Origin of the sequence: Bradyrhizobium sp. CCBAU 11357 (genome assembly GCF_028128865.1) — a bacterium.
Lineage (GTDB): Bacteria > Pseudomonadota > Alphaproteobacteria > Rhizobiales > Xanthobacteraceae > Bradyrhizobium.
Window position 1 is genome coordinate 72,071 of sequence record NZ_LBJW01000004.1, and the last position, 15,105, is coordinate 87,175.

At 64.1% G+C, this 15,105-nt stretch carries 14 protein-coding genes; 6 read left to right on the top strand and 8 right to left on the bottom strand.

Annotation, left to right across the window (positions count from 1 at the left end; genetic code table 11):
* Genes XI05_RS00605 through XI05_RS00620 form a run of 4 tightly spaced genes read right to left on the bottom strand, consistent with a single transcriptional unit; the run spans position 1 to position 4,154 of the window.
* The gene (locus XI05_RS00605; RefSeq protein ID WP_271497885.1) at positions 1-1,536 is read right to left on the bottom strand and encodes a GldG family protein; all 1,536 of its coding nucleotides are present in this window, start codon (positions 1,534-1,536) and stop codon (positions 1-3) included.
* Between the two features lie 4 nt (positions 1,537-1,540).
* On the bottom strand, positions 1,541-2,242 hold the full coding sequence (locus XI05_RS00610; protein ID WP_271497887.1) for an ABC transporter permease: 702 nt from the start codon (positions 2,240-2,242) through the stop codon (positions 1,541-1,543).
* Positions 2,239-3,279, bottom strand: a complete 1,041-nt coding sequence (locus tag XI05_RS00615) for an ABC transporter ATP-binding protein (RefSeq protein WP_271497890.1) — start codon at positions 3,277-3,279, stop codon at positions 2,239-2,241. Before XI05_RS00615 ends, XI05_RS00610 begins: the two co-directional genes overlap by 4 nt.
* Positions 3,276-4,154 (bottom strand): N-acyl homoserine lactonase family protein, encoded by an 879-nt coding sequence (locus tag XI05_RS00620; protein ID WP_081494395.1) that lies wholly within the window; start codon positions 4,152-4,154, stop codon positions 3,276-3,278. The genes XI05_RS00615 and XI05_RS00620 overlap by 4 nt, the downstream gene beginning before the upstream one ends.
* 649 nt (positions 4,155-4,803) lie before the next feature.
* Between XI05_RS00620 and XI05_RS00625 the strand changes: the two genes are divergently transcribed.
* From XI05_RS00625 to XI05_RS00645, 5 genes are all read left to right on the top strand, one after another.
* The gene (locus tag XI05_RS00625) at positions 4,804-6,108 is read left to right on the top strand and encodes an ABC transporter substrate-binding protein (RefSeq protein WP_038973279.1); all 1,305 of its coding nucleotides are present in this window, start codon (positions 4,804-4,806) and stop codon (positions 6,106-6,108) included.
* Between the two features lie 70 nt (positions 6,109-6,178).
* Positions 6,179-7,078, top strand: a complete 900-nt coding sequence (locus XI05_RS00630) for a branched-chain amino acid ABC transporter permease (protein ID WP_038973278.1) — start codon at positions 6,179-6,181, stop codon at positions 7,076-7,078.
* Positions 7,078-8,034, top strand: coding sequence for a branched-chain amino acid ABC transporter permease (locus XI05_RS00635; RefSeq protein WP_240536513.1), 957 nt, complete (start codon positions 7,078-7,080; stop codon positions 8,032-8,034). Before XI05_RS00630 ends, XI05_RS00635 begins: the two co-directional genes overlap by 1 nt.
* On the top strand, positions 8,034-8,777 hold the full coding sequence (locus tag XI05_RS00640) for an ABC transporter ATP-binding protein (RefSeq protein ID WP_038973276.1): 744 nt from the start codon (positions 8,034-8,036) through the stop codon (positions 8,775-8,777). Before XI05_RS00635 ends, XI05_RS00640 begins: the two co-directional genes overlap by 1 nt.
* Complete coding sequence (locus tag XI05_RS00645) at positions 8,774-9,445, top strand: ABC transporter ATP-binding protein (protein ID WP_081494394.1); 672 nt, start codon at positions 8,774-8,776, stop codon at positions 9,443-9,445. Before XI05_RS00640 ends, XI05_RS00645 begins: the two co-directional genes overlap by 4 nt.
* A gap of 235 nt (positions 9,446-9,680) precedes the next feature.
* Here the strand turns inward: XI05_RS00645 and XI05_RS00650 are convergent, their stop codons facing one another.
* The 4 genes from XI05_RS00650 to XI05_RS00665 all read right to left on the bottom strand — a co-directional run bounded on the left by XI05_RS00650 (position 9,681) and on the right by XI05_RS00665 (position 13,822).
* On the bottom strand, positions 9,681-10,721 hold the full coding sequence (locus XI05_RS00650) for an SMI1/KNR4 family protein (RefSeq protein WP_271497893.1): 1,041 nt from the start codon (positions 10,719-10,721) through the stop codon (positions 9,681-9,683).
* A gap of 164 nt (positions 10,722-10,885) precedes the next feature.
* Positions 10,886-12,001 (bottom strand): L,D-transpeptidase family protein, encoded by a 1,116-nt coding sequence (locus XI05_RS00655; protein WP_271497896.1) that lies wholly within the window; start codon positions 11,999-12,001, stop codon positions 10,886-10,888.
* 33 nt (positions 12,002-12,034) lie between these two features.
* Positions 12,035-12,712 (bottom strand): nitroreductase, encoded by a 678-nt coding sequence (locus XI05_RS00660; protein WP_271497899.1) that lies wholly within the window; start codon positions 12,710-12,712, stop codon positions 12,035-12,037.
* Positions 12,713-12,868: 156 nt separating this feature from the next.
* Positions 12,869-13,822 carry a LysR family transcriptional regulator gene (locus XI05_RS00665; protein ID WP_271497902.1) on the bottom strand — a complete coding sequence of 318 codons (954 nt, stop codon included), beginning with the start codon at positions 13,820-13,822 and terminating at the stop codon, positions 12,869-12,871.
* A gap of 98 nt (positions 13,823-13,920) precedes the next feature.
* On the opposite strand from XI05_RS00665, the gene XI05_RS00670 reads away from it, so the two are divergent.
* Entirely contained in the window at positions 13,921-15,102 is a 1,182-nt protein-coding gene (locus XI05_RS00670; protein WP_271497904.1) for an MFS transporter, read from the top strand.
* Positions 15,103-15,105 lie beyond the last annotated feature (3 nt).

Genomic DNA, 15,105 nt, shown 5'->3' on the forward strand with positions numbered 1-15,105 from the left:
TCATCGGCGCCGCCACCAAACGACGCAGCCGAGCGCGATCACCAGGAGCGGCATTGCGACGACGACCAGGAAGAACACCGCATTCGACTGCCGCCCGGTCAACGCGATCAGCGGAGGCACGGGGACGCGCGCGGCGACGGCCGTCGTGCGCTCCTCACGTGCCAGCCACCGGGCTACCGAGAGCAGAAGGTCGCTATTCGCCATATAGGGAAAGAACGAGTTGCTGGCGAAATCGCTGTCGCCGACGACGAAGGCGCGCATGGGTTCGGCGTCGCGGTCGAGGCGCCCTTGCACGGCGACGCCCAACACGCGCGGGCCGGGGACCGGGGGCGAGGCCCCGCCCTTCTCCCCCGTCGCGTCAGGCTCCACTGAGTGTGACCCCACCGGCTTCACCGGGCGCGTGTAGCTGTCGCGGCTGCTGAGCAGCAGCGGGGTGACGCGGAGGTCGCCAGCCGGCGGCAACAGCGTGATCGGACGGACACCGGGATAGAAGGTGAGCGAGATCGAACGCGTAACCGGATGGGGGTCGTAGCCTGTGACCGCCACGATCTCGGGGTTGGTCGAGTAGTGGCTCAAGGGATCGACGACGACCTCCTGCTCCGGGCGGGCGCCGAGCTCGGCGATGAGCCGGGCGAGCCCGGGTTCGAGCACGAAACCCAGGTCCAGGAGGAGGAGGACCGACCCGCCACGCCGCAGATAGGCGCGCAAGGCTGCGCTCTCAGCCGGCAGGAACGTGGTCCGCGGATTGGCCGCGATGAGGAGCGTGCAGGCGGCAGGCACAGCGCCCTCGGTGGCGAGGACGAGCTTCCGCGCCTCATACCCCTGCGCTTCGAGCGCGCGGCGCAGCCGCCCCGCGCCGTGGCCCGGCATCTCCACCACCTGCGAGCTGGCGTCGTCGTGGCTGTGGCCAGCGCCACTTTCCAGGTGCGTGTGGTACTCGAAATTATCCATCGGCAGCTCGCCGTGGCCCTCGAGGAAGCAGGCCGTAATCGCGCGCCCGCGCAATGCGCGCTGGATACCGATGGCGATCTCTGTCTCGTCGGTGCCCTGCACCAGCACCCGACGTCCGTCCGCCTCGATGACCGCGGCGTTGTAGATCTGGATCCCTTGCTCGCGCGCCAGTCTCGGGTCGCGGTCGGGATCGACTGCGACGACCTTGAGCAGCGGGTTGCGCCGGGCCATGATCGCAAGGAGGTCGCGCGCGCGTCGCCCCGCGGGGTCCTGCGAGCGATAAAAGTATGTAACGCTTACCTCGCGGGAGACCTCGTCGATCGCCCGCATGGCCGCCCCCGAGGGCGTATAGACCTTCTCCCGCGTCAGGTCGAAATGCACGTCGTGCAGATGCAGCGCGACATTGGCCAGCACCGCGGCGCCGACGGCGGCCAGCACGATTCCGGCAGAATAGGCCCGCCCCCGCCAGCCCGCGAGCCCGGTCTGCAGCGGCAGCCTCAGCCCGGTCGCGAACAGCACCAGGACGGCGGCGAGCCAGCCACCAGCCCAGAGCAACGCGTTCCAGTCGAGCTCGGAGTGTTCCATGGCGTCAGCGCCGGGCCAGCCCGCGCACGGCGAGGAACAGCCCGAGCAGGGTCACCGCGAGGAAGAAGCCGAAATCCGAGGCGTACATGGCGCCGACGGCGAACGGCTGGAAGCGCGCCAGCATCGACAGTCCGAGCACCCAATTGTCGATCGGCGACGGCAGCAACGCGGCCCAGGCGTCAATCGCCCACAGCATCCCGAACACACCGAGCGAGACGACCGCCGCCACGATCTGGTTGGCTGTGAGCGCGGAAATGGCAAGACCGATCGAGACCAGGGCGGCGGCGAGCAGAGCGAGGCCGAGATAACCGCTATAGATCGGCCCCCAATCGGGGGTGCTGAAACGCGCCAGTATCCCCGCATAGACCAACGTGAGCGCGACCATCGCGAGCAGCATGCCCATCGAGGCTGCGAACTTGGCGAGCACGATGTCGCCTTCGCGCACCGGTGCCGTCAGCAGCAGCTCGAGGGTGCCACCCCGGCGTTCCTCCGCGAACTGCCGCATGGTAACGAGCGGCACGAACAGGACGAGCTGCACGGCCGCCTGAAAGAAGACGTTCACCAGCGTCGCCTGCTTGGTCGCGATGAGCGTGACGGCAAAGCCGTAGCCGTTGAGCACAAGGAAAACGGCGATGACGGCGTAAGCGATCGGCGAGACGAACAGCGCGCGCAACTCCTTGGCAACCAGGGCGAGAAACGCCGTCATTGGAGCGCTCGGCTCGCCGTTAGCCGGAGGAACAGCTCCTCCAGGTCTGAAGCCGTCTCGACCGTCTCGACGCTGGCGATGCCGGCGAGGCAAAGGGTCGCGGCCACGTGCGGCGCGGCGCCGGGCTCCGACACCTCCACCCGCCAGCCGGCCAAGTCGTCATCAGACTGCTGCTCGCGGGTCACGCTGTCGATCCCCGCCATGCCCGACAAGGCCGCCGCCACCTCGTCCGCCCGATCCGCCCGGGCGCGGACCCGGAGCGAGGCGCCGCGCCTGGCGCCGGCCAGGTGGTGAACGGTGAGCAGCCGCCCGTCGAGCAGGATCGCGACCCGATCGGCGACGCGTTCCATCTCGGCTAGGACGTGCGAGGTTACAAGGACCGCGCTGTCGCGAGCCAGCGTCCGCAGCAGGCCGCGCAGCTCGATGACCTGACGCGGGTCAAGGCCGTTGGTCGGCTCGTCGAGCACCAACAGTTTGGGTTCGTTCAGCACGGCCTGAGCGATTGAGACGCGCTGCCGATAGCCGCGCGACAGCCGGCCAATCACGGCGTCGCCGACCGGCTCGAGCGCGAGCCGCGCACGGGCGGACTCGATGCCTCGGCGCAACGCACCTCCCCGCAAGCCCCGCAACCGGCCCATGAAGTGGAGAAATTCGTCCACCCGCATATGGCTGTAGAGCGGGGCGTTCTCCGGCACGTAGCCGATCCGCGCGCGCGCCTGGTGTCCGTCGCGGACCACGTCGAAGCCGTCGATGCGGACGGTCCCTTCGGTCGGCCGCAGATAGCCGGTGATGACGCGCAAGATGGTGGTCTTACCCGAGCCGTTGGGACCAAGCAGGCCCACCACTTCCCGCTCGTTCACCTCGAACGAGACGCCGTCCACTGCCTGGCGGCGGCCATAACGTTTGCCCAGCCGTTCGACGGAGGCGACGGCGATGCCGTGCCGCGAGCTTTCAGCCGGCGCGATGCCAAGCCCCGCCGGGGCTCGGCGCGGTTGATCGGTCAGGCGCAGGTCCAGTGGCGGCGTCGAGCCGGTCAATCGTAGAATTCCGGCGCCTTCTTCATCGCCTTGAACGCGTCTGGGTCGTGGGCAGTGAAGAAATTTGCCTTCTGCGTCGCCATCTCCCGCCTGATCCACTCGAAGGCCGAGTAGAATCCCGATGTCGAATAGACCAACGGGGTGCTCGGCGGTATATTCTGCTCGACGTTCTCGCGGAAATAGACGTTGTCCCCGGTGAGGATGGTGAGGCCGGTGTTCTTCAGCCGCACCGTCATCATCTGGCTGCCCGGCGTGTGGGCAACCCAGCGCTTCACGACGAGCGTGCCATCTCCAAACAGGTCCTGATCGCCTTCGAGCTGCAACATCTTCACCGCGTTTGCGCTTGGTGTCATGTTTCCGCGCAGCGGAAGGACGTCGCCGAGAACGTAATTGGAGCCGGTGCCAGGCTCCGGCCAGAAGAAGTTCTGAAGCTCGCTCTTTTGCACGACGAGCGTCGACTTCGGGAACTTGGCCACGTTGCCGCCGTGGTCGAGGTGGAGGTGGCTCACCACGACGTAGGTGATATCGTCGGGCGTAAGATCGATTTTCTTCAGCTGCGTATCGATCGCGACATCTGGCGTGTTGACCGGCTTCAACCCAGTGAACGCGGCACCCCAGTAGCCTGGGTCGGTGATAATCTTGTCGTTGTTACCCGTGTCGAAGAGAACATTCCCTTTCGGATGTTTAATCACATAAAAACCGACCGGAACCTGGATCGCCGGCTCCATGGGTGCGCCGTTCACCAAAAATCCTTTGCCGAGAGTCAACGCGCCGGAACTGAACGCGTAGAGCTTAAGGTCTTGGGCGCTTAGTGCCGTGCTCGACAATACGCTCCCGAGAAGAGCGACCATTGCCGTCAAATATTTGCGGGTCATTCTTTGCCTCCCTCGTCGCGAATTTTGTTATGGTTCGCTTCTGTGCAAAGCCGCAGAGGCGCCAGCAGGATGCACTTAAGTTCAACACGCCGCAGTAGAGCTGTCAATAATTCTGGACGGCGTCCCGGTTCACCCGACAGTGCTGCGAAGCGTCCCATCCGTAAGCCAATCCAGGGACGTCACTTCGCACGCGCAAAAGTGCTCATTTCGACCAGCCCAAGTTGCGGACCACCGCCATCGCCGAAACCACCACCAGGAAAGGCACGTCTTGCGCTCGCCGACGACCTCGGCCAGCGCGACCGCCAACTTGCGGATGCAGCAGATGCTCGCCACCAACGTGCGAAGCTTGCCGAAGCGAAGAAGGTCCAGGCGGAGATGATGCGGAAGAGCAGGCACGGATGGCGCGCAAGGGCTCTGGCCGGAGCTTTTATCCCATCGTGGGATTGGGGGGCATCGATCATTCCGGGGACCTTGTCCATTCCAATACATTCGCAGCCGACAAAATGGGCGGCTGCGTCGAACCGGCTTTCGGCGGCTCGCGAATGGCGGCGAAGAGGGCTGGCAACACGTGCCAATTATAGTAGCGTTGTTGCAATAAGAAGCGCAGGGCTGAAGCCGGGCGCGACATATAAAAAAGGGAGGACTTTCGATGCAATTTCTCAAGGCTGCGGTTGTGGTCGGGCTTGTAGTTGCGGCGTTTCCAGGCACCTCGCTCGCGCAGAGCAAGCCGTCGGAGCTCAAAATTGGCATCACGACGTTCCTGTCGGGCCCTGCGTCAGTCTTCGGTGTGCCGGCGAAAGCCGCGGCCGAGATGATCGCGGAGGACCTCAACAAGAGAGGCGGCATCGGCGGCGTGCCGGTCAAGCTCTCTTTCATCGACGAAGGCGCGGGAGGCGAGGCGCTCGTCTCGAACTACCGACGCGTGGTGCAGGACGAAAAGGTTGATGCCACGTTTGCTTCGATCTCCTCGGGCAGCTGCACCCAGCTGGTGCCGGTCGCAGAAGACCTCAAAGTCATGAATTTCATGTGGGACTGCGGTGCGGCCTCCATCCTCGAAACCAAGAAGTACCGCTACAATTTCCGGACTCAGGCGAACGGCACGCCGGAAATGCTGGCCGTGCTCCTTTACCTGCTCAAGACCAAGCCCGATTTTAAGACTATCGCGGTGGTCAATCAGGATTATGCATGGGGTCGGGAGAGCTGGGAGATCTTTTCGACCGCGCTCAAGGCGATGAAGCCGGATGTGCAAGTCGTCGCGGAGCTCTTCCCGAAGTTCGGCGCACCGGACTACTCCACTGAAGTCTCCCGTCTGTTGGCGCTGCGGCCGGATGTGGTTCTGACCACGTCCTGGGGCGGAGATCTCGACACGCTGGTCCGCCAGGCCGGTCAGCGCGGCCTGTTGCAGCAGTCGACCTTCGTGCTCGGCATCGGCGAATCATCGATCCAGCGGTTGGGCAAGGACTTGCCTGAAGGCCTGATCGTCGGCGCGCGCGGAGACCACTGGTTCCTGCATCCCGAGAAGAAGGACGACCCGGCCTTCAAGGCGTTCAATGAAGCGTTCAAGGCGAAGACCGGTGCATGGCCGATCTACCCGGTCTATCACATGGCGCAGGCGTTCAAGGCCCTGCAGACGGCCTACGACAAGGCAATCAAGTCCAACGGCGGCAACTGGCCCACGCGCGAACAGGTCGTCGATGCGACGGCGGGCGCCGAGTTCGCCACCGGCTTCGGCCGTCCGATTACGCTGCGGCCTGAGGACAACCAGGGTCTCGAGGCTCAACTGGTCGGCGTCACCAAGTCCGTTCCGGGGTACGACTTCAAGCTGCTCGACAACATTATGATCTTCGATCCGAAGATGATCACCAACCCGGCGGGCGTACGGTCGGTTGATTGGCTCAAGACGCTCAAGCCGGACTTCGTCAAGTTGGACGTGCCGACATTCAAAGCTCAGTAACGGCATGCTCGACTTTTGATCCCCGTCCTCCGAGCCGCGTCCGGAGGACGGACCTTTTCCGAAGGCCATCATGAACTCGACACTCGCTATCTTGGCGATCCTCGATGGGATCAGCTACGCCGCATTGGTGTTCCTGGTCTCGGTCGGGCTCAGCCTGATTTTCGGCGTGCTGCGCGTGGTCAACGTTGCGCACGGTTCGCTGTACGCGTTCGGCGCCTACCTAGCTGCGACGTTCAGCCTTGCAATCGCGCCGATCTCGCCTTGGCTCACCTATCCCGCGCTGCTGGCCGCCTCCATCGTGATCGGTGTCGTGTGCGGCGGTTTCATCGAACGGTTTCTGCTCCGACCGCTCTCCGGACAGGAGGACGTCCTTCAGCTTCTGATCACTTTCGCCGCCTTCATGATCATGGACAACCTGCAGCGTCTGATCTGGGGCGTGCAGCCCATCTTCGCCGCAGAGCCGTTGAGACTACTTCCCAACGTCGCCGTGCTCGGCGTCAGCTACACGTCGTATCAGGTCATTCTGCTGCCCGGCGTCGCATTGGCGACGTTGTTCGGGCTCCGCTATTTCCTGCGCAGGACGCTGTCGGGAGCGGTGATCCTTGCGGTCACGGAGGACCGCGAAGCTTCGACGGCCATCGGAATTGACGCAAAACGCGTGTATTTCGTCACCTTCGTCATCGGCGCGAGCCTGGCCGCGTTGGGAGGCGCGCTGGCCTCGCCGACCACCTCGCTGGTCCCCGGTATGGGCGCCGATATGATCGTGCTTTCCTTTGCCGTCGCTGCGACCGCGGGTCTCGGCCAGATCGAGGGCACCGCGCTCACCGCGCTGATGATCGGCCTGACTCGTGCCTTCGTGATCTATCTCCAGCCGGAATTCGAAGTTCTCGTTCCCTATCTGCTGATGGTGCTGGTGCTTCTGGTGCGTCCGTTCGGCCTGTTCGGCGCTGCGCAGGTAAGGAAAATATGATGAGCGGGCGCATCAAGCCGGTCACCATGATCGCGTTCATCTTCTTTCTGGTCAGCGCCGTCGGGCCCCTTTTGGTATCGAGCTGGGCGACCTTATTCGCGTTGATCCTCGCTAAGGGCATCGTCGTTCTCGGTATCATTCTTCTGCTCCAGGCGGGGCAGGTGTCGTTCGGACATGCAATGTTCTTCGCTACCGGGGCGTATACTTCGGCGTTCTGGGGCAAATACGTCGGCGGCGGCGACATCGTGCTCTTCATAGCGCTCGGCGGCATAACCTCGGCGGTCTTCGGCCTCATCGTCGGGCTCTTCGTCGTGCGCTACCGGGAAATCTTTTTCGGAATGCTGAATCTGGCGTTTTCGATGGTGCTGTGGTCGCTGCTGGAGAAGATGTTTCATTACACCAACGGCGCCGACGGCATCCGCGTCCCTCGTCCGGCCCTGTTGGGGTTGTCGTTCACCCCCGAAACCTTCCAGTACGTCATTCTTTACGTGAGCCTCTTGATCGCGGTCATCGCGTTCTACGGCGTGCAACGCTATCTCGATAGCCCGCTCGGACACATGCTGCGTGCCATCAAATCGAACGAGACCCGGCTCGAATACCTCGGGACGTCCGCACGGCGCGTGCTTCTGATAGGCTACGTCATCTCGGCTTTTCTCGGCGGCATCGGCGGCACGCTGGTGGCGATCATCCAGCAGATCGCCACGCCCGAGTTCGGGTTCTGGACGAAGTCGGGCGAGTTCGTCTTTATCGCGATCCTCGGTGGCAGCGCCCACGCCTTCGGAGCGTTCGCCGGCGCGGCGACGTTCGAGTGCGTGCGCTTCTATGCGGCGGCCCACTTGGCCGACACCTGGCAGCTGATCCTCGGCGTTGTCTTGATCGTCATTATTCTCTATGCGCCTAACGGACTGATAGGTCTCAGGCAGCGCTACGGCCAGGCGAAGCAGGGAGGACATTGATGGCCAACGTCCTCCTTTCCGCGAAGGGCATCAAGATCCGGTTCGGTGGCGTCGTCGCCGCCGACGGTATCGATCTTGACGTGCTCCAAGGCGAGAACCTCGCGATTATCGGACCGAACGGCGCCGGAAAGACCACCTTCCTCAACATCTCGACGGGTTATCTGCGGCCGCAGGCCGGAACCATCACCTTCCTAGGCCAGGAAATAACGGCGCAGCTCCCGCGCACGATCACCAAGCTCGGCATCGCGCGGGCCTTTCAGATACCGCAGCTTTTTCTCGATCAGACTGTGATGGAGAACATGCTGATCGCCGCGGCCTCGCGGCTGGGAAGCCCTTCCGGCTTCACGGCTCTTTCCGCCCTGCCTGAGCTGCCTGAAATGGAGCGCCTTCTGGATCTCGTCGGCGTCAAGTTGTACGCGTCTCGCAAGGCGAGGGAGCTTCCCGAGGGACAACGTAAGCTGGTCGACATCGCTCTGGCGCTCGCGCTTAAGCCCAGACTGCTGCTGATGGACGAGCCCACCTCGGGCGTCGCCTCCGCCGAAAAGCTGGAGATCATGGACATCCTGACGTCCGCGCTCGCCAAGGAGAATGTGACTTCGGTCTTCGTCGAGCACGACATGGACATGGTGGAGCGCTATGCCCACCGAGTCGCGGTGTGGAACGTGGGGAAGATCCAAAAGGTCGGCACGCCGGCGGAGGTTCTGGCCGATCCCAAGGTCCGCGAACAGGTGATCGGTATATGACGGCGATGCTGGACTTTGAGAACGTCAACGTCGCGATCGCCGATGCGCCGGTGCTGCGCAGCGTCAGCTTCTCGCTGCCGCCGGGTGCGACCGCCGCGCTCGTCGGGCGAAACGGCGCTGGCAAGACCACGACGGTACGGACCATCATGGGCTTCACGAAGGCGAGCGGCACCGTGCGCCTAGGCGGTCAGGACATGAGACATGTTCCTCCGCACCGCCGGCCATTCTTAGGCATCGGCTACGCCCCCGAGGACCGTCGTCTCTTCTCGGCGTTTACGGTGGAAGAAAACATTCTTTTGCCCGGTCGCGTCGCGAAACTTAGTGCGGACGAGGTGCGCCGGCGGCTGGAGCGAGCCTACTCCGTCCTGCCGGAGCTCAAGGAACTGGCGAGTCGCCCGGCGGGCTCCGTCTCGGGCGGCCAAGGCAAGATGGTCGCGCTCGGGCGCGCACTGATGTTAGGCACCCGCCTCGTCATTCTGGACGAGCCGTTCCAAGGCCTCGCCCCTGTGCTGGCGCAGAGGTACGCCGAGGCGCTGCGTCGACTTCGTTCGCATGACCGCGACATTACCCTGCTGATCACGGAGTCGAATCCGAAGCTGCTCGAGACCTTCGCCGACGTGACGCTGACGATCGAGCGCGGCGAAATCGAAAGCCGGGTCCTTGCGTAGCACTCGCCCGGTTCGGCGCGCAAAACAGACGATCACGCCAAGCTCTATCGACCTTGCGCTCAATGCACGGCCCGTTCGCTTGGCCCAGGCAGTTAAGCGGTAAGTGCCCTTCGACGCCAAAATCGAAGTTGCTGAAACTTCATAAGTTTTTGCGACGAGCGCGGTTTAGGCGATTGGAGAATGTTCGAACCCGGTTTCTCTCCCTCCGCCATTGGCTAAAATCGATCGCGCCGGCTTATTTGCCTTGCGCGCCAGCAAACGTCGCCAAGCGGCCGAGCAGGGCCGCCTCGGCCTTGGGGGTCAGACGGTAGCCTTCCGCCATCTCGACGATGTCGCCGCGGGCGACGCACGCGTCCCACCAGTCCCTCACAAAGCCCTCGGCGTACCCGCGCGTGTTGAAGCCGTAAGGTTCGGCGACGAGGTCGAAAGCGATCATCAGCTCGTAACATGGCGAGTCGTAGGAGGTGCCGGTCTCGGGACGGCCCACGAAAGCTTCGAAGGATCTGGCGGTACAAAGGCTCGAATAGAGCCAGAACATCAGCCCATACATCAGGTGCGAGCGCTCGTCGTCGTGCAGGGCAAAGAAGCCTTTCTCGTCCACGATCTGCCGGGCCAAGGTGCGCAACATCTGCTCGCCGTGCGGCAGACGGTCGCCGACGGCGGCCAAGGCTCGCACCACGATTGGCGATAACGTTCCCCGCTCGACGGTTGCGATCGCAGCAGCCCGATCCTCATCAGCGGTGTCGTACTCGGACTCCTCGACCAAGCCTCGAATGAAGGACTCGAAGTCCGGCGCGATGACGGCGATGCTGTAGTCAGCCTCTTGGTCGACGTACACGACCTGCGGCTCGCCGCGCTTTCCGCAGGTCCGGTAGTCCAGCATAATCAGCTCGTGGCCTCCGGCCGGCGTGTCGGCGATGCCGATGCCAATCGGCGGGTAGCCCCATTCCTCGATCATGAACTTGGCGCCGAGCTCGCCGCCGAGTGAATATTTGCACGTGCGGCCGATGGCGTAGAGGCCCTCGATTGCCACGTGGTCCTCCGCCCAGCCTGTACGCTCCTTCATTGGGTGGCAGCTGCGCTTGACCATTCCGCCATTGTGGCGCCGTGCGAGATCGACATAGGCCGCCGGCAGCCGATACCCGCCCATCTCCTCTTCAATCGAGGCGATCAGCCCGTCGCTTGGCGGAGGCTCGACATAGTTCTCCAGGGAATACGGACAGTCGTCCCAGAAGCCTTCGAAGTCGAAGCCGTCAAAGGGCCTTTTCGACGTCATCCTCGTTACCCCATCATATTACGGCAGACCTATCCAACCCAGATCCGACGAACACCGTAGCTTTCTCGACAGACCTCGGCTCCGACGCCACCGCATTCGTTGGGACGGAATGTCGATGCCAGCCATCGTCTGCTGATGATCCATCGCGGACGCCGCACGAGTGTTCAGCACCGACCTGACGGGAAGCCGATACGCGTTGGATTGCATTCCGGCGGCTGGTCCAACAAGCTGCCAAACCATCTGCTCGTCAACGAGCCATCCCTGTCGATCCAGGGGATCGGTGGCAATTGCGGCAGGTAGGATGCATACGGCATGACTTTCGCAAGCGTCACTCTGCCCGGAAACCGTGTGAGGAACACCTTGTTCATTCCCCCGTCCAGTCCGCTGTATATCGGGGCGGCCGGCAAATCGTCTTCAAGCAATCGCGCGTATTCGAGCTCGTCGGCGCGCCTCTTCTCCAGGGCCCGCCGCGCGATGTCCGGATTGACGGCGAAGGGGGGACATTTTTCGGTAGGGTTGAACACTGGAGGCGACGGCGAATTCGACGGACCTTGCGCATCGAAGACGTAGCGGCGGTCGCACACATCCACCTTCGGTTCGATTCGCGTCGTCTCGAAATGATCGTTGCCGATCTTGAGCATTTTCCAGAACGCGAGGTTGGGACTGTTTCGATGCCGCGCCAGATTTGCCGGTGTCAGGCGGAACGGATAGGCCTGGACCTGGAACGACGGGCGGCCGCCGAGGAATGTGTCGCGCGCCAGCGCATAGATTTCGCCGATCTGTTCGTCGGTCATGGCATAGCAACCGCTCGACCAGCAGTCGCCGTGGATCATGAGGAAACTGCCATTGCGCTTGTGCGCCTTGTCGAACGTGTTGGGGAAGCCGAGGTTGATCGAAAGATAGAAGTTGGAGTTGGGGTTCATCAACTCAGGTGTAATCGTATAGAACCCTTCCGGAGCTTGTCGGTCGCCCTCGTACAATTTCGGCCCGAGATCGCCCGACCACCGGCAGATCGGATAGGTCTTGAGGATCTGGAAACGGCCGGTCGTGTCCTGTTTCCAGACATCGAGCTCGGCCTCCTCCTTGAAGAGACGCACGAGGATAGGTGAATACTTCGGCATCTTTTTCTGCTCGAGCAGCGCGAGCAGGTCATCGGGTAGTTCCCGCGTCGCCTTCGCCGGCAACGGCTTGCTGCTTTCGCCAAGACACATGACCGGCGTCAAGGCGGCGGCAAAAGCCGCCGCCAGCACAAGGACACGTCGGACCATGGCGCGGATCACTGCTGTGCCTCCAGCCCTTCCGACCGCGCGCCGCTACGTCTCGAACCCGACGAACACCGTCGCTTCCTCGACGGACTTCCGCGCCGACACCACGGCATTCGCCGGAAAAGTTTCATCCGGCCAGCCCAGCGCGATGCTTTTCATGATGACCTGATCGTCGGCGATCCCTGCGTGCTCGCGCACCACGGGGGATTGCATGATGCCCTGGCTGTTGATCACGGCGCCGAGCCCGCGGGACCACGCGGCATTGACCAGGGCGGTCGCCACGGCGCCGCAGTCGAAGGGCGTATCGTCGCTACCGTCGAGCACGCGGTCATAGGTGATGATCACGCAGACGGGCGCGTCGAACTGACGGAAGCCGCGCAGGACCCAGTCCTGGCGCTTCTCCATGTTCTCGCGCTCGATTCCCATCGCGGAGAATAATTGCTTGGCGACGCCGACCTGCCTGTCGCGGTGCTTGCCTGCAAAGGCCTGGCCCGTGCGGAACTCGCGCGACTGCGGAATGCCCGCCAGCATCCGTTCGGTATTGCCGGCGCGGATCCGATCAAGTGGTTCGCCGGTGATGACATAGAAATTCCAGGGCTGGGTGTTCATCGACGACGGAGCGCGCATCGCCAATCCAATGATTTCCGCAATCAGCTCCTTGGGCACCGGATCCGGCTTGTAGCCGCGGATGCTCCGGCGACCGAGGATGACGTCATCGAACTGCATTTGTGTGGAATTCCCCTGGCGAGTTCTGAAACAGCCGGGATTTTCGCGATTTCCGCGCCATCGCGCAAGCGCCGGCGGCGTGTCCTCGACGGTCCAGCCACACGGAACATGATCGCATCAATCTGGATTGGCTGACGCTCGCTCCGCCATCGCGCCTCACCCCACCAGCTTCCACTTCCCATCCGCGGCCCGCTTCAATGCGGGGTCGCTCACGCGCACGTGCTCGGCGAGGAAATCGATGAACGCGCGCACGCGCGCCGGGAGTGGGGCGGTGTGGCCAACATAGACGGCGTGGATGTCTTCGCGGTCGCCGGGATTGTAGCTTTGCAGCACCGGGACGAGGCGGCCGGATTCGATATCGGGGCCGATGTGGAAGAGCGCGAGGCGCGCGAGACCGACACCGCCGAGGCAGAGGCGGCGGGCGGCTTCGCCGTCGCTGGCGCGCGCGACGGGCGGGGGCAGGGCCTCCTCGGCGTGGTCGCCACGCCTGAACGGCCAGCCGCGGATGCTGCGTGGAAAGGTCCAGCCGATGCCGCGGTGGTCGGCGAGGTCGGCCGGAATCTTCGGCGTGCCGCAACGGGCGAGATAATCGGGCGCGCCGACCACCACCATGCGGCTGGTGCCGAGCTTTCGCGCGACCAGACGCGAGGCGCGTAAGGGACCGACGCGGATGGCGACATCGGCGCGCTCCTGCATCAGGTCGATCACCGTATCGGTCAGCACGAGATCGAGCGTGACGTCGGGATGCTGCTTCAGAAAGCGCGGGATCAACGGCATCACATGCAGCATGCCGAAGGGAATGTTGCAATTGACCGTGAGGCGGCCGCGCGGCGCCGCGCCTGAGGCCGCCTCGCGCTCGGCCTCCTCCATCTCGGCGAGGATGCGCAACGAGCGCTCGTAGAAGGCCTGGCCTTCCGCCGTCAGCGTCAGCATGCGCGTCGTGCGGTTGACGAGCCGCGCGCCGAGGCGCGCCTCCAGACGCGAGATCAGCTTGCTGACGCCCGATGGCGTCAGGCGCAGCTTTCGCGCGGCCTGGGTGAAGCCGCCGAGGTCCACGACGCGGACGAAGACCTCCATCTCGGCCGAGCGGTTGGTGTCGAAACGGGCCATGTTGAATTCACGTCACAAATGATTGGATTGCGGACATTCTAATGGTTTGGCGGCAGCGCCGCTATCTGCGTGGCTCATCTCATCCCTTGGAGCAACGCATGCCTCCCGCCGTCCTCGCTCTCACCGCCGGTGCCTTCGGCATCGGCACCACCGAATTCATCATCATGGGCCTGCTGCTGCAGGTCGCCGCCGACATGCACGTCTCGGTGCCGGTCGCGGGCCTGCTCATCTCCGGCTACGCACTCGGCGTGTTCGTCGGCGCGCCGGTGCTGACGCTGGCGACGCGGCGGATGCCGCGGAAAACCGTGCTGCTGGCGCTGATGGCCATCTTCACCCTGGGCAATGCGGCTTGCGCGCTGGCGCCCACTTACGAATTGCTGATGGCCGCGCGCGTGCTGACCTCGCTCGCGCACGGCACGTTCTTCGGCGTGGGCTCGGTGGTGGCCACCAGCCTCGTCGCTGAGGACAAGCGTGCGTCTGCGATCTCCACCATGTTCATCGGCCTGACGGTTGCGACGCTGCTGGGCGTGCCCTTCGGCGCCTGGTTCGGCCTGATGCTCGGCTGGCGCGCAGCGTTCTGGGCGGTGACTGTCATCGGCCTGATCGCATTCGCGGTCGTCGCCGCGCTCGTGCCGGGCCATGTCGGCAACGACGACAAGCCGATCTCGCTTGCCGAGGAAGTGGCCGTGCTCGGCCGTCCGCAGGTGCTGCTCGGTCTTGCGATGACCGTGTTCGGCTTCGCCGGACTGTTCGTCGTCTTCACCTATATCCAGCCGATCCTGACGCGCTTCACCGGTTTTTCGGAGACCGCCGTGTCGCCGATCCTGCTGGCGTTCGGCGTTGGGCTTGCGATCGGCAATGTCGCCGGCGGCAAGCTCGCCGATCGCGGCCTTGCGCGCGCCCTGATCGGCACACTGGCCGCGCTTGCCATCGTGCTGCTTGGCCTTGCGGCGCTGCTGTCGGTCAAGATCATCAGCGTCGTGCTGATCCTGCTCCTCGGCGTCGCCGCCTTCGCAACCGTCGCACCGCTTCAGCTCCGCGTGCTGGAGGCTGCCGGTCCCAGCGGCCGGACGCTCGCCTCCAGCCTCAACATCGCCGCGTTCAATCTCGGCAACGCGCTCGGCGCCTGGGCCGGCGGCGTCACCATCGACCGCGGGCTCGGCCTCTCGGCGCTGCCGCTGGTCGCAGCCGGCGTCACCGCCATCGGCCTCGTTCTGGCGCTGTGGAGCCTCCAGCTTGATCGCACGGCGACCGCAGTCGCGGCGTGCCCGGCGGAATAGGAG